This is a genomic window from Sinorhizobium fredii USDA 257, assembly GCF_000265205.3.
GTDB classification, from domain to species: Bacteria; Pseudomonadota; Alphaproteobacteria; order Rhizobiales; family Rhizobiaceae; genus Sinorhizobium; species Sinorhizobium fredii_B.
The window spans coordinates 5217487-5242694 of the sequence record NC_018000.1; the positions used below are offsets into that span (position 1 = coordinate 5217487).

Genomic DNA, 25208 nt, shown 5'->3' on the forward strand with positions numbered 1-25208 from the left:
GATGAGCGAGACGGCACGCACGACCATCGATCAGAGCGAGGTGGATCGCTTCTCGGCAATGGCGGCCGAATGGTGGGACCCGACCGGCAAGTTCCGCCCGCTGCATAAGTTCAATCCGGTCCGCCTCGCCTATGTCCGCGACAGGGTGTGCGAACAGTTCGGCCGCGATCCGAAGAGCCCGCAGCCACTGAACGGCCTGCGCCTTCTCGATATCGGCTGCGGCGGCGGGCTGCTTTCCGAGCCGATGGCGCGTATGGGAGCGGACGTGCTGGGTGCAGATGCCTCGGAAAAGAATATCGGCATCGCCAAGACGCATGCGGCTGGCAGCGGCGTCAAAGTCGACTACCGCGCCGTGACCGCCGAAGCGCTCGCCGAAGCCGGCGAGAGCTTCGATATCGTCCTCAACATGGAAGTGGTCGAGCATGTCGCCGATGTCGATTTCTTCATGACCACCTGTGCCCATATGGTGCGGCCCGGCGGCCTGATGTTCGTCGCCACCATCAACCGCACGCTGAAGGCTGCGGCACTTGCCATTTTCGCTGCCGAGAACGTTCTGCGTTGGCTGCCGCGCGGCACCCACCAATACGAAAAGCTGGTCCGCCCGGAAGAGCTGGAAAAGCCGCTCGAAGCGAGCGGCATGCAGGTCACCGACCGCACCGGCGTGTTCTTCAACCCGCTCGCCAATCAGTGGAACCTGTCGAAGGACATGGACGTCAACTACATGATGGTCGCCAGACGGCCGCTGTGAGAGCAGGATAGACCGGGGCCTGCTTCGGACATCGAGCGCGCACGAGTAAAATGTCAGTTTCCCACCGAACGGAGGCGGGACGAATGGACATTCGATCGACACTCAAAGAGCTCTGCGAGGCCTTCAACGCGCATGATCTTGATCGCATCATGACGTTTTTTGCTGACGATTGTGTCTTGGAAATGCCGAGGGGAAGCAAGCCTTGGGGTTCTCGTTTCGAGGGCAAACGGGACGTACGAGCAGCGCTGGCGACACGCTTTGAAGGCTTGCCGGATGTCCACTATGGCAACGCCGAGCATTTCGTGGATTCGACTGCCGATACCGGCATCTCGAAGTGGACTCTCACGGGTACCACCCGCGAAGGGACAAGACTGGAGGTCCGAGGCTGTGACTTCTACACGTTTCGCGACGGCAATGTGATCCGCAAGGACTCCTACTGGAAAATAGTGGAGTAGGGCTTCGAAGTGACTCGCCGTGTCTTTCGCGACATCGCAGCGCTCAGTTCGTGTCGTCCGGAAGCACCGGCAACGGCGCGATCTCGATGCCTTCCTCGAGAAGCGCGGTTGCCTCTTCCGCCGTTGCCTTGCCGATCAAGCCGCGTTGATCGGCCTCGCCGTAGTGGATCTTGCGGGCCTCTTCGGGAAAGCGTTCGCCGACGTCTTCGGCGTTGGCGCGGATCGTTTTCACCATGTCCCTGAGCTTGGCGATCGTCTCCTTCTGCGCTTGGTCCATGACAAGCGCCTGCCGGGCTTCCTTCTTGCGCGCCGTGGAAACGGTGGGCGCCATCAACTGCTTGCTGACGGAGCCGGAACCACAGGCGGGACAGGTGACGAGATGACTTTTGGCCTGTCGGTCGAAGTCGTCGCTCGACGAAAACCAGCCTTCGAAACCATGGCCATTGTCGCAGGAGAGATTGTAGCGGATCAAGCTGCAACGCCTCCTTTGCCGGTCGGGACCACTTCGTCGAGGACGAAATCGCGGGCGTTCTTCAAATTGGGGATCCGCGCCCGCGCACCATTCACCGCCGCCACGTCGATCTCCGCGACGAGGACCGCTTCGCCGGCAGGTCCGGCCTGGGCGAGCACCCTGCCCCAGGGATCGATGATCATCGAATGTCCGAAGGTCTCCCGCCCGTCCTCGTGCTGCCCCGCCTGGGCAGCGGCGACGACGAAGAGGCCGTTCTCGATGGCTCGCGCCCTGAGCAGGACTTCCCAGTGTGCCTCGCCGGTCTGGCGCGTGAAGGCCGCCGGCACCGACATGATTTCCGCGCCGGCGACCGCCTGCTGGCGGAAGAGCTCCGGAAAGCGGACATCATAGCAGATCGCAAAACCCAACTTAGCGAAGGGAAGATCGACCATGCGCGCGGTGGCGCCGGGGCGATAGACGGCACTCTCGCGCCAGCTCTCGCCATTGTCGAGATCCACGTCGAACATGTGGATCTTGTCGTAGTCGCAGATCTTCTCCCCATCCGGCCCGAACAGGAAACCGCGATTGGCAACCTTCCCATCTGTAAGACCGATCGGCGTCGAACCGACATGAAGATAGACGCCAAGCTCGCCGGCAAGATGCGCCGCCTCCTGGACGACGGGGTCGTCGGCTTCGTCTCTCAGCACCGAACGCAGCCCCGACCGGTCGCGCTGGATGGCACCGGTCATTTCGGGCGTCTGGATGTAGCTGGCGCCTTGGAACGCGGCTTCGCGCACCAGCTTCGCCATCGTTTCGACGTTCCTCGCGGGATCGACGCCGGAACACATCTGGACGGCTGCAGCCTTGAACGTCATTGCCATATTCTCCCCAGCGGAAAGGAACCAGTCGACGCGACCCAGATCATTCCTTCCGCCTTTCGTGCGATACTGCGCGCTTCACCTCAACTCAAGCGGCGAGCATCTCGTCGAGCTTGCCGGCACGATCGAGCGCATGCAGGTCATCACATCCGCCAACGGGCACGTCGTTGATGAAGATCTGCGGAAAGGTCCTGCCGCCATTAGATCTTTCAATCATCGTCTGGCGAAGCGACGGGTCATAGGTCGCGTCGTGCTCGACGAAATCGATGCCCTTGCTCTCCAGAAGCTTCTTCGCTCTCGTGCAATAACCACAGAACTGACGCGTATAAATAACGACCGAAGCCATGATTCCGAACTGCTCCTTCACCGGCATCGTCGCCGGACATTTTTTCGTCATATAGGCTCGGGCATCGCCATTGCAAAGGTCAAAACCGTAACGTCTCCAGCACCCGCCCGCTTCAACGCGCGGGTCGCGGCCGAGACCGTTGCGCCCGTCGTATAGACGTCGTCGACGAGCACGATGCGTTTCCCCTCGAGGCCGGGCCTGGCGCTCTCGGCTACGGCAAAGGCGCCGCGGACATTCTCCTCGCGTGCCCGCGCGGCGAGCCCGACCTGCCGGCGGGTACGTCTGACACGGTGAAGCGTCTCCGGTCGATAGGGCTTGCCGGCGCGTTCGGAGATGCAGCGAGCGAGCTCCGCCGACTGGTTGAACTTCCGCCGCCAGAGCCGAAAAGCGTGGAGCGGCACCGGCACGATCATATCGGCCGCCGCAACTGTGCCATCGCTGGCCCGGATCATCCATTCGGCCATCATCGAGGCGAGATCGGTGCGGTCGCGATATTTCAGGCCGTGCACCAGATCGCGGGCGATCCCCTCGTGAAGGGAAACGGAACGCAACCGGTCGAACACCGGCGGATTGGCAATCGCTTGGGGAGAAACGGCGCCCGAGCCCGGATCGACGGCGAAAGGCGAACCGAGGACCTCGCAATAGGGTCGCTCTATCAGGCGTAGCCCCGCCCAACAGGAGGGGCAGACGGCACGCGCATCGCCGGTCAGCCGTCCGCAACCGCAGCAGACCGGCGGAAAGACGAGATTGACCGTCGCAGCTCCGATCTCCCTGATCAGCGATTTCCAGCGCTCCGCCCGATTTCTCCAACCGTCCCGTTCCATAAGGTTGACTTTATCCCCTTCAGGGTTTCTTTGCGTCCGTGATTTCGGAGAGAGTATCGTGGAAATCATCTTTGACCAGAGCCTCGTTGAGGCGCACCGCCGTCGCGCGCTGCAGGGTGGCGACGCCAAGGCGACCTTCCTTCTCGATATCGTGGCGCAGGAACTCGCCGAGCGCGTCAGCGTGGTGGAACGGCATTTCGACAAGGCGATGGAACTGCACGGCTATACTGGCGCCACGGCGGCGCGTCTCGCCGAGACGGGCAAGGTCGAGACCATCGAGCGGGTGGAAACGGACGAAGGCTTCGGATCGGCCGCTGCTCCGGTTACCGTCGCCCCGCTCGAGCGCATCCCGGCCGAAGCGCAGTCTCTCAATCTGCTGGTCTCGCCGCTCTCGTTGCATCTCACCAACGATACGCCTGGAGTCTTCATTCAGGCGCGTCGCGCCCTCAAGCCGGACGGGCTGTTCCTTGCCGCGATCCCGGGCAGCGGCACGCTCCAGGAGCTTCGCGAATCCCTGTTGGCGGCAGAGGCAGAACTGACCGGTGGAGCAAGCCCGAGAGTGGTTCCGTTTGCCGATGTCCGCGACATGGGCGCGCTTCTTCAGCGTGCGGGATTCGCCCTGCCGGTCGCCGACGCCGAGACCTACACGGTTCGCTACGATTCGCTCTTCGGGCTTCTTAGGGATCTGAGGGCTATGGGCATGACCAACCCGCTCGCGGCACGCAGCCGCAGACCGATGCCGCGGCGCTTCTTCCTGAGAGCGGCCGAAATCTATGCGGAACGCTTCTCCGATCCGGATGGCCGGATCCGCGCGACCTTCTCGATCATCTATGTCTCGGGCTGGGCGCCGCACGAAAGCCAGCAAAAGCCACTGAAGCCGGGATCGGCGAAGCAGAGGCTGTCGGAAGCGCTTGGGGTAAGCGAGCACCCGCTGAAGGGTGCGGGAAAGCGGTCGTGATCCGCCTGTGACCTATTAGGCGGCTTCGATCGTGTTCGAGATATGGGTCAGGACTTCCTCGAGGCCGGCCCCGAAACTCTCCAGACCGAGGAGAAGGCCGACGGATATCAGGGCTGCGATGAGGCCGTACTCCACGGCCGTGGCGCCGTCTTGGTTCCGGACGAGGCGTCTCAGCTTTTCCATGCGGCCTCCAAGGCACCGTTGCATCTATGCGCCTCGATGACGGCCGGGCTCGACCGCCCTATTGGTCAACCGCAGCAGCGAGGCGACGTACTGCCGGTCAGCAGCCGCTCTTGCTGCCGTTTGCATCGATGATGCAGACGGCGCCGGGCATTTCCTGAAGCACGCTGCGGCGGACGGTGTAACGCTTCGCAGTGCCGCCGGAGGGAATCGAGCCGGTGGAAATATTGTCGTAGTCGATCGGCGTATTTGCGAGCATCCGCTTGTCGCTCTTGGATGAAAGCATCGGCGTCAGGATCAGCGTCAGCGCGATCACTGCCGTTCCGAACAGCAGCGACAGATTGAGCACGCCCGTCCGGCGGGACTGGCTCGCCACCAGATCCTTGTCCTGAACTGTCCTCCAGAAATCCTCGTCCACCATTCCAGCCTCACAAACATCTCAGAGAGCGGGGCGAAGCACCCTTCCCAAGCTTCGACCTCACCACAGCTGCTCGAAACCGGCGCCGCCCGATAGACCGGAGCGCCGAAACTGATAGGCTCGATTGTGGATGAGGGTGATAAACTTTTGATTAATAAATCTTAGAATTTAGGGGAATTGAAACGCGCACAGGCGGATTATCCCCCGATCGCCACCAAATTTCATAAATCCGGAGGCTGCGGAAACCAGCTTGCGCCATCCTTCTAAAGCAAGTCCATCAGGAACGGGATCAGCGGCTCGTCCGCGGGCGGCATCGGATAATCGCGCAGTGCCTTGGGGCGTACCCATTTGATCAACTGGCCCTCGCGCCCCTCGGCAAATCCCTCGTAGCGCCGGCAGACGTATAGCGGCATCAAGAGGTGGAAATCGTCGTAGCTGTGGCTCGCGAAGGTCAGGGGCGCGAGGCAGGCGACCTTTGTGCGAATTCCAAGTTCCTCTTCGAGTTCGCGGATCAGCGTCTCCTCCGGCGTTTCGCCGGCCTCGACCTTGCCGCCGGGGAACTCCCAGAGACCGGCAAGCGGCTTTCCCTCGGGCCGTTGCGCCAGCAGAATGCGCCCGTCCGAGTCGACCAGCGCGCAGGCTGCAACGAGCACGATCCTCTTCTTTTGCATGTCCATGCTCTACACCCTCGGTGCGCGATATAGGTAACGATAGACCTCTGCGAAGCCGGCCTTGCGGTAAAGCGCGACGGCCGCCGCGTTGGCGGCTTCCACCTGCAGCCAGGCCTTTCTCGCGCCGCGCAGGCGCGCCCAGCGCAGCGACGCGTCGAGCAGCGCCCGGCCGACGCCCCTGCGCCTGACCGACTCGGCGACCGAGAACTGCATGATGCCGGCAAGGTCGTTGTCGTGAACGACGAGCGACACGGCCGTCGGCCCGATGTCGCGATCCTCGAAGAGAAACAGCCCGCATTCGGGTTTGATCGCGGTGATGATTTCGGTCAGTGCCGGCTTGATCGCCGGATCGTCATTGCCGATCTGGATCCGGGCATCGACGAAACGACCGAGGTCCTTGATCGGCAGGTGGTCCATGCCCTCGCCGGGTTCGCTCTGCGTCAGATCGAGTTCCATGAGCAGGCTGTGGCTGAAGGAAGTCCAGCCTTCGCCATCCATGTAGGCGATGAGTTGCGGTGGCGTGAGCGGCGTCTGCCGGACGGTGAGCGGGCGGCCGTGTTCGGAAAAGCGCCGCGCCGCCTTCGCGAGCCGGGTGCCAATGTCGCGGTAATCGGACGGATCGAGCGGATTGATCGAATTCAGGCGCTTGGAGGAATGCCCGGCGGTCAGCCGGATCAACCAGCTGCCGTCGTAAAGGACCGTGGACGCAGGCCAGGCGCGGAAACCCACCGCTTCGAGCCGCCGGACACTCGGAAGATCAACCATGCTTGCTCCAACCGCCCCGCCGACCGGCGGCCGTCTGTCGTTCGATGTCATATTCCCTACAGCGCCGCGCGTCTTGTCAGACGCGCAAAGGTCGCTGTAGCGCTTTGAATTGCCGCATGATTTATCCTTAAATCGGCTAGGATTTAAGGAAAGATGCGGTAGCCTCGATGCCGCAAGCGACCCGCGTCAGCTTCTGTAGTCGCCGTTGATCTCAACATATTCCTTGGTGAGGTCGCAGGTATAGACCGTGGCGCGGCCAGGGCCGAGGCCGATATCGACGCGGATCGGAATGTCCTCGCCTTTCATCACGGCGGTCGCCGCCGCTTCCGAATAGGCCGGATCGCGCTCGCCCTCGACGGCGACGCGCACGTCGCCGAACCAGATCGCCAGCCTGTCGCGCTCGGCCATCTCGCCGGACTTGCCGACGGCCATGACCACCCGGCCCCAGTTCGCGTCCTCGCCGGCAACAGCCGTCTTGACGAGCGGCGAATTGGCTATCGAAAGGGCGATGCGCTTGGCGGCAGCGTCGTTCTCGGCGCCCTCGACGGTCACTTCCACCATCTTGCGCGCGCCTTCGCCGTCGCGCACCACCTGCAGTGCCAGTTCGCGCAGCAAGTCGTTGAGCGCCGGGCGGAAGGATTGAAGCCGCGGATCGCCCGCATCCTCGACCCTCGCCTGACCGTCCATTGCCGCGGCGCCGGTCGCAAATAGCATCAGCGTGTCGGAGGTGGACGTATCGCTGTCGACCGTCACGGAATTGAAGCTCGGGCCGACGCCGGCCGAAAGCAGCGCCTGAAGCGCAGCCGGCGCAATATCGGCGTCGGTCACCACGAAGGAAAGCATGGTCGCCATGTCCGGCGCGATCATGCCCGCACCCTTGGCGATGCCATTGATCGTCACCTTGACGCCGCCGATCTCGGCGCTGCGTGTCGCAACCTTCGGATAGGTGTCGGTGGTCATGATCGCCTTGGCCGCCTCGAACCAGAAGTCCTCTGTGCCCGACACCGCAAGGCCGTCGAGCACGCCGGCGAACTTGGTGGCATCGAGCGGCTCGCCGATCACCCCCGTCGACGCCAGGAAGATCTCGTCTTCGCTGCAGCCGACCGCCCTGGCCGCGGATTGCGCGGTGAGCTCGGTCGCTTCCCTTCCCTTCTTGCCGGTGAAGGCATTGGCATTGCCCGAATTGACGACGACGGCGCGCGCACGGCCGCCGGGAAGGTTCTTGCGGCAGAAGTCGACAGGGGCCGACGGGCATTTCGAGCGGGTGAAGACACCGGCGACCGCCGCAGGCTGGTCGAACACCATCATCAGCACGTCCGTGCGGTTCTTGTACTTGATCCCGGCGGCGGCGGTCGCCATGCGCACACCGCGAAGAGCCGGAATTTCGGTAAAGGTTTTCGGAGCAAGCGGAGAAACGGAACCGGACATGGCGAACCCTGTTTGAAAGTCGTGGATCACGATGTGATCGATCTAGTGATTTAGAGCGGCATGCGGGCGGAAAACCGCTCACACCTTTCCGCATCCCGCTCTAGGTGGTGCGAGAAATGCCCGAACGGCATTCAGCCGCCGGGCATCCCGATCTTTCATCTACAGTGAGCGGGGACGGCGACGCAGGCCTCCACTCCGCTCCGGCGCGGCGAACTTATTGGACTTCGCGCGCCTTACCGGCCTCGTCATAGGCCTTCTTCAGTTCCGGATCGGAAATCTCCACGCCGGTCGCCTTTTTTGCGGTATCCAGCAGCGCAAGGTACTTGTCGCGCATGACGAGCTGGCGAACCTGGGGCTCGACCTGTTCAAGCGCCGGCGGCGCCTGCGGGCGCTTGTCTTCGACCAGGATCACATGGAAGCCGAACTGGGACTTGACCGGCGTCTTGGTATAGGCGCCTTTCTCGAGCGCGAAAGCAGCCGTCTCGAATTCCGGGACCATCCGGCCCTTGGTGAAGTAGCCGAGGTCGCCGCCATCTTCCTTGTTCGGGTCGGTGGACTTGGCCTTGGCGAGTTCGACGAAGCTCTTGCCCGCGTCCAATTCCTTGATGATCGCCTTGGCCTCGTCCTCGGTCTTGACGAGGATGTGGCGCGCCTTCACCTCTTCCTGAGCCGGAATGGCTGCGATTTCCTTATCGTAGCGCGCCTTCACCTCTTCCTTCGTCACCGCATCAACGACGTGCTTCTTGAAGAAGGCGTTGTGAAGTTCACGCTCGGTCAGGAAGGCGACGCGCTGCTTGAACGTCGCGTCGTTCTGCAGACCTTCCTTCTCGGCATCCTTGACGAGCAGCTTGACGTCGATGACGGCGGAAAGGGCCGCGGCGCGCTTCTGCTCCTCCGGCATCCGTTGGAGCTGCGGATCGAGGCTGGTGATCGCGAGGTCCAGCTCCGACTGGCGAATTTCCTGGTCGCCGACCTTCGCGATGACCGGATCGGTCCCTTCGGCGCGGGCAACGCCTGCCGCCATCATCGCGATCAGTGCCGCTGCCGCCAGGGTCTTGTATCTAGACATGATTCTAACCTTTCACCATTGGCCGCCAGCGCGATTGGCTCCGGCCCTTCGAGAGGGCTGCACAACACCACAATATGGCGGTTCTGTAGCCGTCCGGCCGCGCAAGTGCGTTGACATAATCCGACCCCCCTCTTATCTGTCACGCAACCTCGCGTCCAGAACAGTTTCCGGGCGTTTCACGGCGTCAGACGGTTTTTCGAACCGGAACCTGAAACCCCCAGGGCGATAAATAAGGAAAGGACCATTCGGATGGTCAGTCTCGGCGGCCTTGCCCGCAAGTTGTTTGGTTCTGCCAACGATCGCCGCGTCCGCGGCTACCAGGGTCGGGTGGATGCGATCAACGCTCTCGAAGCCGAAATGAAAGCGCTGAGCGACGAAGCGCTTGCTGCAAAGACGGCGGAATTTCGCCGGGAGCTCGGCGAAGGCAAGACCCTCGACGACATCCTCGTGCCGGCCTTCGCGGTCGTGCGGGAGGCGGCGCGCCGCGTCCTCGGCCTGCGCCCCTTCGACGTCCAGCTCATCGGCGGGATGATCCTGCACGAGCGCGCCATCGCCGAGATGAAGACCGGCGAAGGCAAGACGCTCGTCGCGACGCTGCCCGTCTACCTGAACGCCGTGGCCGGCAAGGGCGTGCATGTGGTCACCGTCAACGACTACCTCGCCCAGCGTGACGCCGGCATGATGGGCCGCATCTACGGCTTCCTCGGTTTGACGACCGGCGTCATCATCCACGGGCTGACCGACGAACAGCGCCGCGACGCCTATGCGTGCGACGTCACCTACGCGACCAACAACGAACTCGGCTTCGACTATCTGCGCGACAACATGAAATACGAGCGCGCCCAGATGGTGCAGCGCGGTCACTTCTTCGCGATCGTCGACGAAGTCGACTCGATCCTGGTCGACGAAGCGCGCACGCCGTTGATCATCTCCGGCCCGCTCGACGACCGCTCCGATCTCTACAACACTATCAACGACTTCATTCCGCTGCTGTCGCCGGAAGACTACGAGATCGACGAAAAGCAGCGCTCGGCCAATTTCTCGGAGGACGGCACCGAGAAGCTCGAGAACCTGCTGCGGCAGGCCGGGCTCCTGAAGGGTGAATCGCTCTACGACATCGAGAACGTCGCGATCGTCCACCACGTCAACAACGCGCTGAAAGCCCACAAGCTCTTCCAGCGCGACAAGGACTACATCGTACGCAACGACGAGATCGTCATCATCGACGAGTTCACCGGCCGCATGATGCCGGGGCGCCGCTACTCCGAGGGACAGCATCAGGCGCTCGAGGCCAAGGAAAAGGTGCAGATCCAGCCCGAGAACCAGACGCTCGCCTCGATCACCTTCCAGAACTATTTCCGGATGTACGAGAAGCTGGCCGGGATGACCGGTACGGCAGCGACGGAAGCCGAGGAATTCGGCAATATCTACGGCCTCGAAGTGATCGAAGTCCCGACCAACCTGCCGATCATGCGCCTCGATGAGGACGACGAGGTCTACCGGACCGCGGGCGAGAAATACAAGGCGATCATCGACGAGATCAAGGCGGCTAACGAGCGCGGCCAGCCGATGCTTGTCGGCACCACCTCGATCGAGAAATCCGAGCTGCTCGCCGACATGCTGAAGAAGAGCGGCTTCTCGAAGTTCCAGGTGCTGAACGCCCGCTATCACGAGCAGGAAGCCTTTATCGTCGCCCAGGCCGGCGTGCCGGGCGCCGTCACGATCGCCACCAACATGGCCGGCCGCGGCACCGACATCCAGCTCGGCGGCAACCCGGACATGCGCATCCAGCAGGAGCTGGCCGACGTCGAGCCGGGCCCGGACCGCGAAGCGCGTGAAAAGGCGATCCGCGAAGAAGTGCAGAAGCTCAAGGAGAAGGCGCTCGCCGCCGGCGGCCTCTACGTCCTTGCCACCGAACGGCACGAAAGCCGCCGCATCGACAACCAGCTGCGTGGCCGGTCCGGCCGTCAGGGTGACCCGGGCCGCTCGAAGTTCTACCTGTCGATACAGGACGACCTGATGCGCATCTTCGGCTCCGACCGCATGGACGGCATGCTGCAGAAGCTTGGCCTCAAGGAGGGCGAAGCGATCGTCCATCCCTGGATCAACAAGGCGCTCGAACGCGCCCAGAAGAAGGTCGAGGCCCGCAACTTCGATATCCGCAAGAACCTGCTGAAATATGACGACGTGCTCAACGACCAGCGTAAGGTCATCTTCGAGCAACGCATCGAACTAATGGATGCGGAGAATGTCACCGACACGGTCACCGACATGCGCAACGAAGTGATCGAGGACATCGTCGGCAAGCGCATTCCCGAGCGGGCCTATGCCGAGCAATGGGATGTCGAGGGCCTCAAGGCCGACGTCCAGCAATATCTCAACCTCGATCTCCCGATCACCGAATGGGCCGCCGAGGAAGGCATCGCCGAGGACGACATTCTCGAGCGCGTCACGGCCGCCGCCGACAAGGCTGCCGCCGAGCGCGCGGAACGCTTCGGACCGGAGATCATGCAATATGTCGAACGCTCGGTGGTCCTGCAGACGCTCGACCACCTCTGGCGCGAGCATATCGTCAACCTCGACCATCTCCGTTCCGTCATCGGCTTCCGCGGCTACGCCCAGCGCGATCCGCTGCAGGAATACAAGTCGGAGGCCTTCGAGCTCTTCCAGGCTCTGCTCGTCAATCTCCGCCAGGCGGTCTCGGCCCAGTTGATGCGCGTCGAACTGATGCGCGAGTCGCCGCAGGAGCCGCAGCCGCTGCCGCCGATGCAGGGCCACCACATCGACCCGATTACCGGCGAGGACGATTTCGCGCAGGCGCCGCTTCTCGCCGCCGCGCCGGCAAATCGCAATCCGGCCGAGCCCTCCACCTGGGGCAAAGTGGCGCGCAACGAGCCGTGCCCCTGCGGTTCGGGCAAGAAATACAAGCATTGCCACGGAATCTACGAAGCTTGAGGAATTGCCGCCCCCGGGCGGCATTTTCGCATCCGGCGATCTACAACGTCGTGCGCCGTTTCGGCGGCACGAAGGTCGCTGCGGGCGGCATGTCTTTCCTCGAATCGGCTCCGACCTGAGAGAGCAGACCGCAGGCTGCTGAACCGTTTGTTAACGCTGTTCTGGCAGAAGTGATGCCCTGTATTGCGTAATCTCAGGGTGTCTTCGTGTTGATGGCGGTATGTCAAACGGCCGGACGAATGCTGCCGTCGGCGCTGAGGCACCGCCTGTCACCTTCGCTGCAGCGGCTTCTGCCCACGCTCACCGGCTCCGATTCCCGCAGCCGCGCGCAGCGAATGGCCCTGATCGCCTTTGCGATCCGCATTCTCAGCGCGGCAATAGCCTTTATTTCGCAAATCTTCCTGGCGCGTCTGCTGGGGGAGTTCGAATACGGTATCTTCATCTTCGTCTGGGTGATGGCTGTCCTTTTCGGCAATCTCTGCTGCCTCGGACTGCACGCGGCTGTCATCCGCTTCCTGCCGGAATACAGCACCACCTCCGCGCTTGCGGAAATTCGCGGCCTGACGACGACGGCGCGCATTTTTGCGCTCCTTTCCGCAAGCGCCTTTGCCGCCTTCGGAGCGGCTGGTCTGTGGCTCTTCGGCGCGGCGATCGAAGGCTATTACATCGTCCCGCTCTTTCTCGGCCTCTTCACCCTGCCGATGATTGCCCTCGGCGACGTGATGGACGGTACGGCCCGGGCCCATAGTTGGCCGATTGCGGCAATGAGCCCGACCTATATCATCCGGCCCTTGCTGATCCTCGCCTTCATGGTCCTGGCGACAATCGCCGGCCTGCCGCACGACGCGACGACGGCGATGGCCGCAGCGCTGGCGGCGACCTATGCGACGACGCTCGGGCAGTTCGCCGCGATGGTCTGGCGGCTCGACCGGCACTACGTTCGAGGGCCGATGAAAATCGAACTTGGCCGCTGGCTGCGGGTCTCCATTCCGATATTCCTCGTCGACGGTTTCGGCTTCCTGCTGACCAATTCGGACGTCGTGATCGTCGGCCTGTATGTGAAGCCCGACGAGGTGGCGATCTATTTTGCCGCGGCGAAGACGATGGCGCTTGTCCATTTCGTCATGTTCGCGGTCAGGGCGGCTGCCGGCCCGCGCTTTGCCGCGGCCATGGCCGCGCGCGACCGGCACCAATTGGCGGAGATCGCCATCGAGAGCGCCCGCTGGTCGTTCTGGCCGTCGCTGGCGATCGGCTGCGCAGTCGTGCTGTCGGGCCCGCTGCTGCTGTCGCTGTTCGGTCCGGCCTTCCCGGCCGGCGCACCCTTGATGGCGATCCTGCTCGCCGGCATCCTCGCCAAGGCCTTTGTCGGCCCTGCCGAGACCCTGCTGACGATGGCCGGGCGGCAAAAGCTCTGCGTCATCCTCTATGCGGCCGCGCTCGGCACCAATGTCGCACTGAACGTCACGCTCATTCCGCTTTTCGGCCTGACCGGAGCGGCCTCAGCGACCGCCGGCGCGATGTTCGCGGAAGCCGCAATCCTGCATGTCGCGGTGAGACACACCTTTGGCTTCACGCTCCTGGCGTTTGCCGGCACAAGGAGCGGTCATGACAAGAACGAGGCGATCAAGCCATGAGCGGTAACATCCAGTTCCCGGGAGATGCGAACGGAAGGGCGGACCGCCTGCTCGGCGGCCTGGCGCAGGCGGGCCTTGACCCGGCGCAGGCCGAACGGACCTCGATGGTGGGACGGCCCGGGCGGCATCTCGCCATCTATCCGGCCCGGTCCGGCTACGAACTGCAGCGCGAGCTCGATTTTCTGTCCAACCGGGCGATCGAGCCGAACGTCTTCTTCACCGGCCGCTTCCTAGCACCGGCCATGCCGCGGCTGGAGGACCGGGTCATCCGCCTCGCCGTCATCCGTGACCACAACGAACGCAGCACCCGGCTGCGCTTTCTCATGCCCTTCTCGATCGAGAAGCCGGGATTCTCGATCGGCGCGCCGATCATTCGCGGCTGGTCCAATCCCTTCGGCCCGCTCGGCGTGCCGCTCCTCGATGGGGAGGATGCCGCCGAGACGATCAGCAACCTCTATACGGCGCTTGCCGCCCCCTCATCGGGCCTGCCGCAGGTGCTGGTGCTCCCGGATGTGCGGCTCAAGGGCAAGTTCGCGCAGCTCGCCCGCGCCGTCGCGATCGGCGAGAACCTGCCGCTGACGGTCACCGACACCTTCGAGCGGCCGATGCTCGAAAGCCTGCTCGACGGGCCGACCTATCTGCGCCAGGCGATCAGCCGCGGGCATTTCAAGGAACTGAGACGCCAGTGGAACAATCTCGGGAAACACGGTGAGCTCGCCTATAGCGTCGCACGTCGGCCGGAGGAAATCCGCTGGCGTCTCGAAGAGTTTCTGGCCCTCGAGGCGTCCGGCTGGAAGGGTCGCGAGCGCACCGCCATGATCATGGACCGCTTCCGCGCCGCCTTCGCGAGAGAAGCGATCACCAATCTCGCCGAGGCCGACAGCGTCCGTATCCATACGCTCGATCTCGATGGCAAGGCGATCGCCGCTATGGTCGTCCTCATGATGGCCGGCGAGGCCTATACGTGGAAGACTGCCTACAACGAGAATTATGCGAGATATTCGCCGGGCAAGCTGCTGCTGGCCGAAATCACCGAATGGCACCTCGACGACGCCAATATCGCCCGCTCGGATTCCTGCGCCGTGCCCGACCATCCGATGATCGCCCGCTTCTGGCAGGAGCGCGAGGAGATGGGCACGTTGGTGATCGGCCTGCAGCAGAATCGCGACCGCGACGTGCGCCAGGTCGCCGCCCAGCTCCACCTCTACCGCAATACCCGCAACATGGCGCGGCTGCTGCGCGAGAAGATCCGCGCGCTGGCGGGCCGCTAGGTCGCAGACCGCTTGGAACTAGGCCGATGAGGCCACCCCCTCTGGCCTGCCGGTCATCTCCCCACAAGGGGGGACAGAGTCGCGGCAGGCCGCTTACTTCAATGGAAAGGCTACTCAAGCGGAACGCTCCAAAAGGGTGCGGAGAGAGCGGCATGTATTCTCCCCCTTGTGGGGGAGATGGCCGGCGGGCCAGAGGGGGGTAGTCGTCTTTCCGCTTTCAGCGTAACTCTTCAAAAACCGCCGGTGATCTCCGCTGCGGCCCTCTCCCGCAGGAGCCGCCGGATCACCTTGCCCGAGGTGGTGAGCGGCAGGCTGTCGACGAATTCGATCTCGCGCGGATATTCGTGCATCGACAGCCTGTTCTTGACCCAGCCGCGGATCGCAGCCGCAGTCTCGTCATCGGCCGCCACGCCCTGCTTCAGCACCACATAGGCCTTGACGATCTCGGTGCGGATCGGATCCGGCTTGCCGATCGCCGCGGCCATCTGGACGTCCGGGTGCCCCGCCAAGCAATCCTCGATCTCGCCTGGGCCGATGCGATAGCCGGACGAAGTGATGACGTCGTCGTCGCGGCCGAAGAAGGTGAAATAGCCCTCCGCATCCATGACGCCCTGGTCGCCGGTCGTCATCCAGTCGCCGATGAACTTCGCCTCGGTAGCCTTGTCGTTTCGCCAATAGCCGAGGAACATCACCGGATCGGGGCGCCTGACGGCGACCTGCCCTGTCGTGCCCGGCGGCAGCACCCGACCCTCGCCGTCGATGATCGCCACCTCGTGGCCAGGTGCGGCCTTGCCCATCGAGCCGGGTTTCAGGACGCCGAGGTCGGCTGCCGACGAGATGACGATGTTGCATTCCGTCTGACCGTAGAATTCGCTGACCTCGATGCCGAGCGCCTCTTTCGCCCATTCAAAGGTCTCTCGCCCGAGCGCTTCCCCCGCCGAGGCGATCGTCCTCAGATTGAGCTTGTAGCGGGCGCGCGGGCGATCGACGGATTTCAGCAGTCTGAGTGCCGTCGGCGGAATGAAGGCGTTGCGCACGTCCATCTCTTCCATGATCCGGAACGCGATGTGCGGATCGAACTTCTGCGCCGGCGAGGAGACCATCGGCACGCCGAAGAACAGCGACGGCAAGAGTGCGTTGAGAAGACCGCCTGCCCAGGCCCAATCGGCCGGCGTCCACATCCGGTCGCCCGGCTGCGGCAGGAAGTGATGGTGGAACTGGAAGCCGGGCAGATGACCGAGCAGCACGCGATGGCCGTGCAAGGCGCCTTTCGGCGGCCCGGTCGTCCCGGACGTATAGATCATCAGAGCCGGATCGTCCGGCCCGGTATCGGCGGCAGCAAAACTGCCTTCGCCTGCTACCAGATCATCGAAAAGCACCGTGCCGGGCAGTTCCTCCTCTTCCGCAAGCACGACCAGCCGAAGCTTCGGCAGCGCGCCCCGGATCGCCGCAAGCCGCTCGTAGCCGAACCGGTTGGTGACGATCGCCCTCGCCCCCGCATCGCGAAGCCGGTACTCGAGCGCCTCGACCCCAAAGAGCAGCGCGAGCGGTAGGGCGACCGCGCCGAGCTTATAGATCGCCGCATGGGCGATCGCCGCCTCGAAACCCTGCGGCAGCAGGATGGCGACGCGATCGCCCGGCTTGATGCCATGCGCGGCAAGCCCGCCGGCGAAGGCCGAGGAGCGGGCCGCAAAGGCACCATAGGTCAGCGACCGATGCGCGCCGTCGGGGCTGAAATGCTGAAGGCAGACACGCTCCGCATCCCGCGCCGCCCACGCATCGCTGACGGCGACGCCGATGTTGAACGCCTCCGGAATCCGCCAGCGAAATTCGCGATAGAGTTCCTCATAGCTCTCGATCTTCGGTAACATGGCCCTGCCGCGACAGAAATTTGCTGCAGCAGCTAACATCTCCGCCCCATGAAATTCAATGGGTGCGGGCTGGGCAATCCTGGATTCGACTGTGCAGGCGGTGGTGGTGCCCCATGCCGGTGTGAATAAATTCTATTTTTCAATGGCCTAGCATGACTCTGGACACCAGACTTTCACGCGAAATCATTAGGCTTTTCCGAAAAGTGTCCAGCCCTGTCTTGAATCCGATTTGATTAAAATTCAATCAGCGCTTACATTAGAGGCATTCATACGCCTCGCGTCGTTGACCACGGATGTACTGGCAGCGGCGGGAGGCGATGACGGAAGGTCGGGTTCAGCCCGGCCTTTTTTGTTGCGCCGGTCGGATCTATGCACAGCCACAATTGAAGCGCACACTGTGATCATCAGCGGCTAGTTACACGGGCGCCGCTGGCTGAGAGATCATCGCGCTTTCGCCCCAATCTATGGGAGTTGCGCAATGTATGCGATTAACGATTTCTACTCTCTTCCCCTCAGGCCTGAAGACGTCACCTTACTCCAAGGCATTCTCGACGAGGAGCTCGAAGCCAGGCACATCACAATCGACAGTGAAAAGGCCGATACCATCGCCCGAAGGCTCATCGAGTTGTTCCAGTCGGGAGTGAGAGACGAAGATGCCCTTCGGTATGTGATCAAGGCCAAATGAGCCGCACCAGATGAAGCTCTGGACGGGTGTTGGAGGGGGTTTCGATGATCTCCCGATACCTGACAGGAACGGCAGGAAAAGTCGCCTCCATCCCTAACCCCTTTGAGTGGCACCCTGATCCTTGATTGCAACCGGCGCCCCGCGGCGATCTCACTTTCTTGGTGACCGAGTTTAATCGGCCATTCACCGCCAACGGAGTCGGGAACTGGTTTCGGAAGCGGTGCAACGAGGCAGGCCTACCGCACTGCAGTTCGCATGGGCTGCGCAAGGCAGCAGCCAGCCGGCTCGCCGACCGCGGCGCGACCGAGCATCAGATCATGTCAATCACGGGACACACGACCTCGAAGGAGGTCACCAGATACACGAAGGCAGCAAACCAAAAGCGTCTCGCCAAGAGCGCTGTTGGGCTGATGAACAAGGATTTCGAAGACGAATAGGGCCGATCAAATACGGAACAAAAGTGTCCAGCTTTTTTAGAGGGGTAAAAACCTTCTGGACATTTAGAGGCAAAAAATCCAACAAAAACAGAGCCGAATTTATGTATTGGTGCCCCATGCCGGGGTCGAACCAGCACTCCTTTTGGGAACTCGATTTTGAGTCGAGCGCGTCTACCAATTCCGCCAATGGGGCAAGGCTGGGCGATGTCAGCGGTTTGCGATTTACACGATCGTTTTCGCGTCGGTCAACCGCCAATTTGAGATTTCCGCGACCCCGATCACAAAAGCGTGCAGCCCGACGTTTGTGCCGGCGATTTACAGCGGGATCGTTCCTACATTAGAAGACGGCATCGCTTGGACGGGCTGCGCCGGCAGCGTCCATCCGCCTGCTGTGAGGTATTGATGATCGAGGCTTCCGTCGCGCAACGCCAGCAACTGATTTTCGCCGGACTCGTCACGCTCGGCATGGCGGCAACCATCGGCGGTGCGCTCGGTTTCGAGCATATCGGCGGCTACATCCCCTGTGCGCTCTGCCTGCTGCAGCGCGATCCCTACTATTACGCCATCCCGCTCGGCCTACTCGCCATTCTCACCAGCGTCCTGAAGCTGCCGGCCTGGACGACCCGCGCGCTGCTCGGGATCGTCGGCATCCTGATGCTTGTTGGCGCCGGGATCGGCGTCTATCACGCCGGTGCCGAATGGCATTTCTGGGAAGGCCCGTCGACCTGCGCGACGACCGCCCAGGGAATTTCCTCCAATGTCGGCGATCTGCTCGGCGATCTCGACGCCAAGCACGCCCCCTCCTGCACGGACGCCGCCTTGCGCATCCTTGGCCTGTCCTTCGCCGGCTGGAATGTGATCGCCAGCCTGATCTTGGCGGCGATCGCGCTTCGCGGCGCCGCCAGGGCGTAAGCTCGCGCCCACGCACACCAACGCGCAGTGTCCGACCACAGGGGACAGGAAGAAATCGCTTCGAACTCTTCTGGATAGGAGGCTGCCGCCTTATGGCTGCAGCTCGACATCCCAGTAGAGATAGTCCATCCAGCTATCGTGCAGATGGTTCGGCGGGAAAAGCCGCCCATTGTTGTGCAGATCCTGCACCGTCGGCTGATACGGCCTCTGATGCGGGAACATGTGCGCCTGCTTCGGCAGCTTGCTGCCCTTGCGCAGGTTGCAGGGCGAACAGGCCGCCACGACGTTTTCCCAGGTCGTCTGGCCGCCGTGGGCGCGGGGGACCACATGGTCGAAGGTCAGATCGTCGGGGGAGCCGCAATACTGGCATTCGAACCTGTCGCGCAGGAAGACGTTGAACCGGGTGAAGGCGGGAAAGCGCGAAGGCTGGACATAGCTCTTCAGGCAGACGACGCTTGGCAGCCGCATCGAGAAGCTTGGCGAGGAGACGGAATGTTCGTACTCGGCAAGGATTATCACACGGTCGAGAAAGACCGCCTTGATCGCGTCCTGCCAGGACCAGAGCGACAAGGGATAGTAACTCAGCGGCCGATAGTCGGCGTTCAGCACAAGCGCCGGCAGGGCCTGAGGTGAGACTGCAATCGTCAAGCGTATTCTCCTGAGCGATTCGGCATCTGCATCTTCTATATTAGGCGCGTTGCGACAGGATTGTGAAGCCAGAAAGAAAAACCCAACAAAGGATTCGCTTTTTCCTTCAAGACGTCACGGGCAGCGCATCACGCCGCATCTCACGCGCATAATAGGCCCAGAAAAGCCTTGCTGCCACGCTCCGCCAGGGGGACCAAGTGGTGGCGAGCGAATCGACCTCGCTCGCGCTCGGACGCAGCTCGAAACCGAGCGCATGGCCGATCGCGTTCTGCAACGCCACATCGCCGGCCGGGAAGACGTCCGGATGGCCGGCGCAGAAGAGCAGATAGACCTCCGCCGTCCAGCGTCCGACGCCCTTGATCGCCGTCAGCTCGTGAATCGCGGCGGCCGCCTCGATGTCGCAGATGCCGTCGAGATCGATCTCGCCGGCCACGGTCGCTGCCGCCACGCGCCGCAAAGTATCGGCCTTGGCGCGGGAAAGACCGAACTGCCGGCAATCGTCGTCCTCAAGGGAAAGCACGGCCGCAGCGCTGATCTCGCCGAGCGATCCTTCCATGCGCTTCCAGATCGCCGCCGCGCTCGCCTTGGAGACCATTTGCGAAACGATAATATTGGCCAGGCCGCGATAACCCGGATCGGTGCGCCGGAGCGGCACCGGCCCGGCCTTGTCGATGACGTGCTCGAGGCGCGCGTCGAGCATCACCAGGCCGGCCAGCCCAGCCTCGACATCATCGATCGTCCGAATGATCCGCATGCGCCCTCCTACTGCATGTTCCATGAATCGCGGCCGACTCGCGGAAAAAACATGCAGCAATTCAAAGTGCTACAGCATCCTTTGTGCGTCTGAAAAGACGAACGGCGCTGTAGAAAGCGGATGACCTTTATACCGGTTCCGTGGCAAAGGAGCACGATGCCCGTTCCACCGCCAGCACAACCGGTTTTCCGCTTCGCCCCGAGCCCGAACGGCCTGCTGCATCTCGGCCACGCCCTGTCGGCTATCATCAATCACGACATGGCGAGCGCAATGGGGGGACGTTTCCTTCTGCGGATCGAGGATATCGACCGGGCGCGCTGCCGTCCGGAATTCGAAGCGGCGATCTTCGAGGACCTCGCCTGGCTGGGGCTGAGCTGGGAACGGCCGGTGCGGCGCCAATCCGATCATCTCGAACTCTATGCGGCAGCGCTCGAGCGCTTGCGAGACATGGGCCTCGTCTACCCTTCCTTCATGAGCCGCGGCGAGATCAAGGCGGCGGTGGCCACTGCAGAGGCGAGCGGGCAGGCATGGCCGCGCGACCCGGACGGAACGCCGCTCTATCCGGGCCGCGAGCGTGACCTGTCGGCGAGCGAGCAGGAGGCGCTCATCGCCAGCGGGCGTCCCCACGCCTGGCGCCTCGACGTGGCGAAGGCCGCGGGCCGCCTTGCCGAGGCGATCAAATGGCGCGAAACGGGGGCTGGTCCTGCCGGCGAAGCAGGCCTGATCGCCGCGGATCCGGCTGCTTGGGGCGACGTCGTCCTGTCACGCACGGACGCGCCCTCGAGCTATCATCTTTCGGTGGTGGTCGACGATGCCCTGCAAGGCATCACGCATGTCGTGCGCGGCCGCGACCTCTACCACGCGACGTCCATCCACCGCTTGCTGCAACGGCTTCTGGATCTTCCCGAGCCGGTCTACCATCATCACCGTCTCATCCTCGGTGCAGACGGCAGGAAGCTGTCGAAGAGCAACGGGGACACCGGCATTGCCGCGTTCCGCGCCGCCGGGCGCTCGGCGTCGGACCTGCGCGCCATGGTCCTCAACGCGACATAGAATCTTCCTAAAGGGAAGGCGGTCCATCGCCCCGCGCCTGGAAGCTGCGTGCGACCATGCGCTTTACCCTGAATTTCAGGATCGCGGCATTGATCTCGGCACCGATGATGAAGATCGCGCCGATCATGTAGAGGAAGACCAGCACGACGACAACCGAGGCGAGACCGGCATAGGTCGCCACGTAGTTGGAGAAGGTCGCCAGATAGGATGCGAAGGCATAGGCACCGATCGACCACAGGAGCAGCGTCAGCAGGATGCCGGGCAGGACGTCGATGACCTTGCGGTGTCCGTCAGGCAGCCACAGATGCGACACCAGAAGTCCGCCGGTCAGCATCACGAGTGCCAGTGCCAGTCCCCAATTGTCGACGGTTGCAAGCACGGCGTCGAGCCAGGGAATCCATTGGTCGGCATTGCGGACGGCGAGCGGAACGGCAACCAGCAGAATGCTGACAACGGCGAGAATAAGAACGCCGGCAAGCACAAAACCGAGGCTGGCGAGCCGGGTAATGTACCAGGGGCGACTTTCGGCCACGCGATAGGCCCTGTTGAGCGCGATCCTCAGCGCCTCGACGCCGTTCGATGCGAAATAGGCGGCCGCGACGACGGAAAGGGTCAGCACCCCGCTGCGCTGAATGGTCAGCACCTCGACGATCTCGTCGGCGACGGGCTTTGCGATCGACTCGGGCCAGGCGTCGAAGATCAGGTGGACGGCCGTCACGGCGAATTGATCGGCCCCTAGGAAGCTGCCGAGCGCCGTGCCGAAGATCAGGAAGGGAAAAACCGCCATCAGGGAAGACAAGGCCACGTGGCTCGCCATCGCCCAGCCGTCGTCTTCGCTGAAATGCCAGAGCGCATCGAACACGACCTTCCAGATGATGCGAAGCGATGCTGGCATTCCGTCTCCTGTGGTGCCCGCGCATTCCGCATGATCGGCTGTGCGCGATGCCCGCGGCGGCGCGCCGCCACCTCCAAAGGCAGTGGGCGCAATTCAATTGTATCCCAACCGTGAATATGGGAAACGACATGTGTATTTCTACAGGAATCGACCGGATGTCTGAACGTCCCACCATCATTGTCACCGGCTGCTCGTCGGGCATCGGCGCCTATTGCGCACGGGCACTGAAGCGGGACGGCTGGCGTGTCTTCGCGACCGTCCGCCGGGTGGAAGACAAGGCGGACCTGGAACAGGAAGGCATCGAAACCTTCATCATGGACTATACCCGGCCGGAGACGATCGCCGCGCTGGTGGAAGCCGTGATGGCGCGCAGTGGAGGGCGGATCGACGCGCTCTTCAACAATGGCGCCTATGGCCAGGCCGGGGCGGTCGAGGACCTGCCGACGGAGGCGCTGCGGCTGCAGCTCGAAACCAACGTGATCGGTTGGCACGACCTGACCCGCCGCGTCATACCGGCGATGCGGGCCCGTGGCCGAGGCCGCATCGTGCAGTGCTCGTCGATTCTCGGCCTCCTCCCCTACCGTTGGCGCGGCGCCTACAACGCTTCGAAATCCGCTCTCGAGGCACTGTCGCTGACATTGCGGATGGAGCTTGCCGGCAGCGGCATCGGCGTCAGCCTGATCGAGCCGGGGCCGATCACGTCGAAGTTCACCACCAACGCCATCGCCTATGTCGAGCGCTTCATCGATCTCAAGAATTCCGTCCACCGCGCGGAGTACGAGAAGCAGATGAAACGTCTGCGCGGCGAGAGCAAGCCGGCGCCTGGCAAGCTCGGACCGGAGGCCGTCTATCACGTGTTGAAACACGCTTTGACGGCACGCCGTCCCAGGCCGCATTATGTTGTCACAAGGCCCGCCAAACAGGGTGTGCTGCTCAAGAAACTCCTGCCGGCGGCACTGTTCTATCGTATCATCGGCCGGCTCGGCTGATCGAACTCGGTGCATGTCGCCCTAAAGTGGGCAGCGGTATTGGGACAACGATATGCACATCAAACACAAGGAGTGACGCCATGCCCAGTTTTCTTACCGCCGTGACCTTGTTCGTCATGGGCCTGGTTGCGATCGTGCTCATCCGCGGCCTGTTGAACATGGCCCGGCGCGGCAGCGGCAACACGTCCAACAAGCTGATGCAGACGCGCATCGCGCTGCAGGCGCTGGCACTCGTGCTGATCATGCTGACGCTGTGGGTCACCGGCGGCGGCCGGCCGAGCTGAACGCTACGATGGTCAAGCTAAATAAGATCTACACCAGAACCGGCGATAACGGCACGACCGGTCTCGTCACCGGCCCGCGCCGCTCGAAGAGCGACCTCCGCGTCGATGCCTATGGGAGCGTCGACGAGGCAAACGCCTTCATTGGCCTGGCCCGCCAGCATACCGGCGACAGCTCCGATCTCGATCAGATGCTGATGCGGATCCAGAACGACCTTTTCGATCTTGGTGCGGATCTCGCGACACCCGAGACCGGCGAGAAGCAGGACTACGAGCCGCTGAGGATCGTCGCCGCCCAGGTGGCCCGCCTCGAAGCCGAGATCGACCGGCTGAACGCGGATCTCGAGCCCCTGCGCTCCTTCGTGCTGCCCGCCGGCAGCGCCGCTTCCGCGGCGCTGCACGCGGCCCGCACCGTCGCCCGTCGCGCCGAAAGGCAGATGGTGGCGCTTGCTGAAACTGACGGCGAGATCGTCAGCCGCGAGGCGGTCGCCTATATCAATCGGCTCTCCGACTTCCTGTTCGTCGCCGCCCGATGGGCGAACGACATGGGGCAAGCCGACGTCCTTTGGGTTCCGGGCAGGAACAGATAAGCTCGCGCAAAATCACGCTTCGGGGATCGCATGTTCATACCGCTGCACGACAGGAACGCCCTGAAGCATATCGACATGCAATATGTGACGGTCGCCCTAATCGCCGTCAATTTCGCCGTCTGGCTCGTCACCGGCCCGATCGCCACCGAAGAATTCGCCAATGCCACCGTCCTCGGTTTCGGCTACATCCCGGCGATCGTGTTCGACTACGCCATTCTCGATCCGTCCCTTGTGGTCGTGCCGGACGAATTCACTTTCGTCACCTATTCCTTCCTGCATGGCGACCTCTCGCATCTGGCGATGAACATGCTGTTTCTCTGGGTCTTTGGCGACAATGTCGAGGATGCGCTGGGGCACTTCCGCTTCCTTCTGTTCTATCTGCTGTGCGCCGCCGCCGGCGCGCTGGCGCATGGGCTGATCGATCCCGCCTCGGAAGCGCCGCTGATCGGCGCCTCCGGCGCCGTCTCCGGCGTCGTCGCAGCCTATTTCCTGCTGCATCCCAAGGTTCGGGTGTGGGTGCTCGTGCTCTTCCGCATTCCCTTGCCGCTGCCCGCCGCCATCCCGCTTGCCTTCTGGATCGGCCAGCAGTTCTACATGTTCGCTGTCGATCCAGGCGGCAGCGTCTCCTGGAGCGCCCATGTCGGCGGCATCATTGCCGGTCTCGCCCTCGTCGTCATTTTGCGACGCCGTGGCGTGCCGCTTTTCGACCGCACGATCGTCAGCCCACGCGCCGTCGAGCACCAGTCGGGACCGCCCGAGGGCACGGATACGCCGCTGCCGGGCAAGCAAAAGCCGCCTACCCCTTGGGGCCGCCCGACCTGAGGAGCCGAGCGGATCACCTCGACCTGCCGGCTTATGCGCTGCAATTTCAACGGATTACTCGGCTCTGCTGGGTAGAGGAACGTTTCTGCTGAGCGTCCCGATTGACGGCTTGCCAGACCTTTTTCTTACGTGTACGTAAACGTTAATGAAAGTCTTCGGCTTATATCGATTTAGCGTCGTGGTTGGCGATTGTAATTGGAGAAAAAACGCGTATCGATGT

28 protein-coding genes and 1 tRNA gene are annotated in these 25208 nt (G+C 62.9%); 14 read left to right on the forward strand and 15 right to left on the reverse strand.

The window, feature by feature from the left end; translation table 11 throughout:
* The first annotated feature begins 1 nt into the window (after position 1).
* Together ubiG and USDA257_RS24490 are read left to right on the forward strand one after the other, a co-directional pair.
* Positions 2-748 carry a bifunctional 2-polyprenyl-6-hydroxyphenol methylase/3-demethylubiquinol 3-O-methyltransferase UbiG gene (gene ubiG / locus USDA257_RS24485; protein WP_014765670.1) on the forward strand — a complete coding sequence of 249 codons (747 nt, stop codon included), beginning with the start codon at positions 2-4 and terminating at the stop codon, positions 746-748.
* An 83-nt stretch (positions 749-831) separates the two neighbouring features.
* Complete coding sequence (locus USDA257_RS24490; RefSeq protein ID WP_014765671.1) at positions 832-1203, forward strand: nuclear transport factor 2 family protein; 372 nt, start codon at positions 832-834, stop codon at positions 1201-1203.
* Between the two features lie 43 nt (positions 1204-1246).
* Here USDA257_RS24490 and USDA257_RS24495 read toward each other — a convergent pair whose 3' ends face one another.
* The 4 genes from USDA257_RS24495 to USDA257_RS24510 all read right to left on the reverse strand — a co-directional run bounded on the left by USDA257_RS24495 (position 1247) and on the right by USDA257_RS24510 (position 3702).
* Positions 1247-1675, reverse strand: a complete 429-nt coding sequence (locus tag USDA257_RS24495) for a DUF1178 family protein (protein WP_014765672.1) — start codon at positions 1673-1675, stop codon at positions 1247-1249.
* Entirely contained in the window at positions 1672-2529 is an 858-nt protein-coding gene (locus USDA257_RS24500; RefSeq protein ID WP_014765673.1) for a carbon-nitrogen hydrolase family protein, read from the reverse strand. Before USDA257_RS24500 ends, USDA257_RS24495 begins: the two co-directional genes overlap by 4 nt.
* 91 nt (positions 2530-2620) lie before the next feature.
* Positions 2621-2878, reverse strand: coding sequence for a glutaredoxin 3 (gene grxC, locus USDA257_RS24505; RefSeq protein WP_014765674.1), 258 nt, complete (start codon positions 2876-2878; stop codon positions 2621-2623).
* A 47-nt stretch (positions 2879-2925) separates the two neighbouring features.
* Positions 2926-3702 carry a ComF family protein gene (locus USDA257_RS24510; protein WP_041414628.1) on the reverse strand — a complete coding sequence of 259 codons (777 nt, stop codon included), beginning with the start codon at positions 3700-3702 and terminating at the stop codon, positions 2926-2928.
* Between the two features lie 58 nt (positions 3703-3760).
* Between USDA257_RS24510 and USDA257_RS24515 the strand changes: the two genes are divergently transcribed.
* On the forward strand, positions 3761-4660 hold the full coding sequence (locus USDA257_RS24515; protein ID WP_014765676.1) for a methyltransferase domain-containing protein: 900 nt from the start codon (positions 3761-3763) through the stop codon (positions 4658-4660).
* Positions 4661-4675: 15 nt separating this feature from the next.
* Here USDA257_RS24515 and USDA257_RS24520 read toward each other — a convergent pair whose 3' ends face one another.
* From USDA257_RS24520 to USDA257_RS24545, 6 genes are all read right to left on the reverse strand, one after another.
* Positions 4676-4843 carry a Flp family type IVb pilin gene (locus USDA257_RS24520; protein ID WP_014765677.1) on the reverse strand — a complete coding sequence of 56 codons (168 nt, stop codon included), beginning with the start codon at positions 4841-4843 and terminating at the stop codon, positions 4676-4678.
* 97 nt (positions 4844-4940) lie between these two features.
* Complete coding sequence (locus tag USDA257_RS24525) at positions 4941-5261, reverse strand: hypothetical protein (protein ID WP_014329520.1); 321 nt, start codon at positions 5259-5261, stop codon at positions 4941-4943.
* A 260-nt stretch (positions 5262-5521) separates the two neighbouring features.
* Positions 5522-5929: a (deoxy)nucleoside triphosphate pyrophosphohydrolase gene (locus USDA257_RS24530; RefSeq protein ID WP_014765678.1), complete on the reverse strand. Its 408-nt coding sequence runs from the start codon at positions 5927-5929 to the stop codon at positions 5522-5524.
* Between the two features lie 9 nt (positions 5930-5938).
* Positions 5939-6745, reverse strand: coding sequence for a GNAT family N-acetyltransferase (locus USDA257_RS24535; RefSeq protein ID WP_041414631.1), 807 nt, complete (start codon positions 6743-6745; stop codon positions 5939-5941).
* 135 nt (positions 6746-6880) lie between these two features.
* Positions 6881-8122 carry a bifunctional glutamate N-acetyltransferase/amino-acid acetyltransferase ArgJ gene (gene argJ / locus USDA257_RS24540; protein WP_014765680.1) on the reverse strand — a complete coding sequence of 414 codons (1242 nt, stop codon included), beginning with the start codon at positions 8120-8122 and terminating at the stop codon, positions 6881-6883.
* Between the two features lie 214 nt (positions 8123-8336).
* Positions 8337-9191, reverse strand: a complete 855-nt coding sequence (locus USDA257_RS24545) for a peptidylprolyl isomerase (protein WP_014765681.1) — start codon at positions 9189-9191, stop codon at positions 8337-8339.
* Between the two features lie 249 nt (positions 9192-9440).
* On the opposite strand from USDA257_RS24545, the gene secA reads away from it, so the two are divergent.
* The 3 genes from secA (at position 9441) to USDA257_RS24560 (ending at position 15051) form a co-directional block, all read left to right on the forward strand.
* Positions 9441-12146 carry a preprotein translocase subunit SecA gene (secA, locus tag USDA257_RS24550; RefSeq protein WP_014765682.1) on the forward strand — a complete coding sequence of 902 codons (2706 nt, stop codon included), beginning with the start codon at positions 9441-9443 and terminating at the stop codon, positions 12144-12146.
* 239 nt (positions 12147-12385) lie between these two features.
* A complete protein-coding gene (locus USDA257_RS24555; protein ID WP_174900825.1) occupies positions 12386-13780 on the forward strand; it encodes a lipopolysaccharide biosynthesis protein in 1395 nt (464 codons plus the stop codon).
* Positions 13777-15051, forward strand: coding sequence for a GNAT family N-acetyltransferase (locus tag USDA257_RS24560; protein WP_014765685.1), 1275 nt, complete (start codon positions 13777-13779; stop codon positions 15049-15051). Before USDA257_RS24555 ends, USDA257_RS24560 begins: the two co-directional genes overlap by 4 nt.
* A 230-nt stretch (positions 15052-15281) precedes the next feature.
* Here the strand turns inward: USDA257_RS24560 and USDA257_RS24565 are convergent, their stop codons facing one another.
* A complete protein-coding gene (locus tag USDA257_RS24565; RefSeq protein ID WP_041414632.1) occupies positions 15282-16922 on the reverse strand; it encodes an AMP-binding protein in 1641 nt (546 codons plus the stop codon).
* 478 nt (positions 16923-17400) lie between these two features.
* On the opposite strand from USDA257_RS24565, the gene USDA257_RS24570 reads away from it, so the two are divergent.
* On the forward strand, positions 17401-17607 hold the full coding sequence (locus USDA257_RS24570; RefSeq protein ID WP_014765687.1) for a hypothetical protein: 207 nt from the start codon (positions 17401-17403) through the stop codon (positions 17605-17607).
* Between the two features lie 161 nt (positions 17608-17768).
* The gene (locus USDA257_RS24575; protein WP_223843372.1) at positions 17769-18044 is read left to right on the forward strand and encodes a tyrosine-type recombinase/integrase; all 276 of its coding nucleotides are present in this window, start codon (positions 17769-17771) and stop codon (positions 18042-18044) included.
* Between the two features lie 107 nt (positions 18045-18151).
* Here USDA257_RS24575 and USDA257_RS24580 read toward each other — a convergent pair.
* Positions 18152-18237: transfer RNA gene (locus tag USDA257_RS24580), tRNA-Leu, on the reverse strand.
* A gap of 209 nt (positions 18238-18446) precedes the next feature.
* Between USDA257_RS24580 and USDA257_RS24585 the strand changes: the two genes are divergently transcribed.
* The gene (locus tag USDA257_RS24585; protein WP_041414634.1) at positions 18447-18956 is read left to right on the forward strand and encodes a disulfide bond formation protein B; all 510 of its coding nucleotides are present in this window, start codon (positions 18447-18449) and stop codon (positions 18954-18956) included.
* 90 nt (positions 18957-19046) lie between these two features.
* Here USDA257_RS24585 and USDA257_RS24590 read toward each other — a convergent pair whose 3' ends face one another.
* Positions 19047-19604, reverse strand: coding sequence for an HNH endonuclease (locus tag USDA257_RS24590; RefSeq protein ID WP_014765689.1), 558 nt, complete (start codon positions 19602-19604; stop codon positions 19047-19049).
* A 106-nt stretch (positions 19605-19710) separates the two neighbouring features.
* Positions 19711-20358 (reverse strand): DNA-3-methyladenine glycosylase family protein, encoded by a 648-nt coding sequence (locus USDA257_RS24595; protein ID WP_014765690.1) that lies wholly within the window; start codon positions 20356-20358, stop codon positions 19711-19713.
* A gap of 156 nt (positions 20359-20514) precedes the next feature.
* Between USDA257_RS24595 and gluQRS the strand changes: the two genes are divergently transcribed.
* The gene (gluQRS, locus tag USDA257_RS24600; RefSeq protein ID WP_014765691.1) at positions 20515-21411 is read left to right on the forward strand and encodes a tRNA glutamyl-Q(34) synthetase GluQRS; all 897 of its coding nucleotides are present in this window, start codon (positions 20515-20517) and stop codon (positions 21409-21411) included.
* 7 nt (positions 21412-21418) lie between these two features.
* Here gluQRS and USDA257_RS24605 read toward each other — a convergent pair whose 3' ends face one another.
* The gene (locus USDA257_RS24605; RefSeq protein WP_014765692.1) at positions 21419-22306 is read right to left on the reverse strand and encodes a YihY/virulence factor BrkB family protein; all 888 of its coding nucleotides are present in this window, start codon (positions 22304-22306) and stop codon (positions 21419-21421) included.
* Between the two features lie 155 nt (positions 22307-22461).
* Here USDA257_RS24605 and USDA257_RS24610 point away from each other — a divergent pair, with 155 nt between their 5' ends.
* The 4 genes from USDA257_RS24610 (at position 22462) to USDA257_RS24625 (ending at position 24988) form a co-directional block, all read left to right on the forward strand.
* On the forward strand, positions 22462-23295 hold the full coding sequence (locus USDA257_RS24610; RefSeq protein ID WP_041414636.1) for an SDR family oxidoreductase: 834 nt from the start codon (positions 22462-22464) through the stop codon (positions 23293-23295).
* An 80-nt stretch (positions 23296-23375) separates the two neighbouring features.
* A complete protein-coding gene (locus USDA257_RS24615) occupies positions 23376-23579 on the forward strand; it encodes a twin transmembrane helix small protein (protein ID WP_014765694.1) in 204 nt (67 codons plus the stop codon).
* 8 nt (positions 23580-23587) lie between these two features.
* Complete coding sequence (locus tag USDA257_RS24620; RefSeq protein ID WP_014765695.1) at positions 23588-24166, forward strand: cob(I)yrinic acid a,c-diamide adenosyltransferase; 579 nt, start codon at positions 23588-23590, stop codon at positions 24164-24166.
* 30 nt (positions 24167-24196) lie between these two features.
* Entirely contained in the window at positions 24197-24988 is a 792-nt protein-coding gene (locus tag USDA257_RS24625) for a rhomboid family intramembrane serine protease (RefSeq protein ID WP_014765696.1), read from the forward strand.
* Positions 24989-25208: the final 220 nt, after the last annotated feature.

Excerpts from the sequence above, each read along its gene's own strand:
- USDA257_RS24520 (WP_014765677.1), bottom strand. The coding sequence starts at position 4,843 with ATGGAAAAGCTGAGACGCCTCGTCCGGAACCAAGACGGCGCCACGGCC.
- ubiG (WP_014765670.1), top strand. The coding sequence starts at position 2 with ATGAGCGAGACGGCACGCACGACCATCGATCAGAGCGAGGTGGATCGC.
- USDA257_RS24585 (WP_041414634.1), top strand. The coding sequence starts at position 18,447 with ATGATCGAGGCTTCCGTCGCGCAACGCCAGCAACTGATTTTCGCCGGA.
- gluQRS (WP_014765691.1), top strand. The coding sequence starts at position 20,515 with ATGCCCGTTCCACCGCCAGCACAACCGGTTTTCCGCTTCGCCCCGAGC.
- USDA257_RS24510 (WP_041414628.1), bottom strand. The coding sequence starts at position 3,702 with ATGGAACGGGACGGTTGGAGAAATCGGGCGGAGCGCTGGAAATCGCTG.
- USDA257_RS24535 (WP_041414631.1), bottom strand. The coding sequence starts at position 6,745 with ATGACATCGAACGACAGACGGCCGCCGGTCGGCGGGGCGGTTGGAGCA.
- grxC (WP_014765674.1), bottom strand. The coding sequence starts at position 2,878 with ATGGCTTCGGTCGTTATTTATACGCGTCAGTTCTGTGGTTATTGCACG.
- USDA257_RS24555 (WP_174900825.1), top strand. The coding sequence starts at position 12,386 with ATGCTGCCGTCGGCGCTGAGGCACCGCCTGTCACCTTCGCTGCAGCGG.
- USDA257_RS24595 (WP_014765690.1), bottom strand. The coding sequence starts at position 20,358 with ATGCGGATCATTCGGACGATCGATGATGTCGAGGCTGGGCTGGCCGGC.
- USDA257_RS24545 (WP_014765681.1), bottom strand. The coding sequence starts at position 9,191 with ATGTCTAGATACAAGACCCTGGCGGCAGCGGCACTGATCGCGATGATG.
- USDA257_RS24490 (WP_014765671.1), top strand. The coding sequence starts at position 832 with ATGGACATTCGATCGACACTCAAAGAGCTCTGCGAGGCCTTCAACGCG.
- USDA257_RS24620 (WP_014765695.1), top strand. The coding sequence starts at position 23,588 with ATGGTCAAGCTAAATAAGATCTACACCAGAACCGGCGATAACGGCACG.
- USDA257_RS24560 (WP_014765685.1), top strand. The coding sequence starts at position 13,777 with ATGAGCGGTAACATCCAGTTCCCGGGAGATGCGAACGGAAGGGCGGAC.
- USDA257_RS24500 (WP_014765673.1), bottom strand. The coding sequence starts at position 2,529 with ATGACGTTCAAGGCTGCAGCCGTCCAGATGTGTTCCGGCGTCGATCCC.
- USDA257_RS24605 (WP_014765692.1), bottom strand. The coding sequence starts at position 22,306 with ATGCCAGCATCGCTTCGCATCATCTGGAAGGTCGTGTTCGATGCGCTC.
- USDA257_RS24625 (WP_014765696.1), top strand. The coding sequence starts at position 24,197 with ATGTTCATACCGCTGCACGACAGGAACGCCCTGAAGCATATCGACATG.
- USDA257_RS24570 (WP_014765687.1), top strand. The coding sequence starts at position 17,401 with ATGTATGCGATTAACGATTTCTACTCTCTTCCCCTCAGGCCTGAAGAC.
- argJ (WP_014765680.1), bottom strand. The coding sequence starts at position 8,122 with ATGTCCGGTTCCGTTTCTCCGCTTGCTCCGAAAACCTTTACCGAAATT.
- USDA257_RS24565 (WP_041414632.1), bottom strand. The coding sequence starts at position 16,922 with ATGTTACCGAAGATCGAGAGCTATGAGGAACTCTATCGCGAATTTCGC.
- USDA257_RS24525 (WP_014329520.1), bottom strand. The coding sequence starts at position 5,261 with ATGGTGGACGAGGATTTCTGGAGGACAGTTCAGGACAAGGATCTGGTG.
- USDA257_RS24610 (WP_041414636.1), top strand. The coding sequence starts at position 22,462 with ATGTCTGAACGTCCCACCATCATTGTCACCGGCTGCTCGTCGGGCATC.
- USDA257_RS24615 (WP_014765694.1), top strand. The coding sequence starts at position 23,376 with ATGCCCAGTTTTCTTACCGCCGTGACCTTGTTCGTCATGGGCCTGGTT.
- secA (WP_014765682.1), top strand. The coding sequence starts at position 9,441 with ATGGTCAGTCTCGGCGGCCTTGCCCGCAAGTTGTTTGGTTCTGCCAAC.
- USDA257_RS24530 (WP_014765678.1), bottom strand. The coding sequence starts at position 5,929 with ATGCAAAAGAAGAGGATCGTGCTCGTTGCAGCCTGCGCGCTGGTCGAC.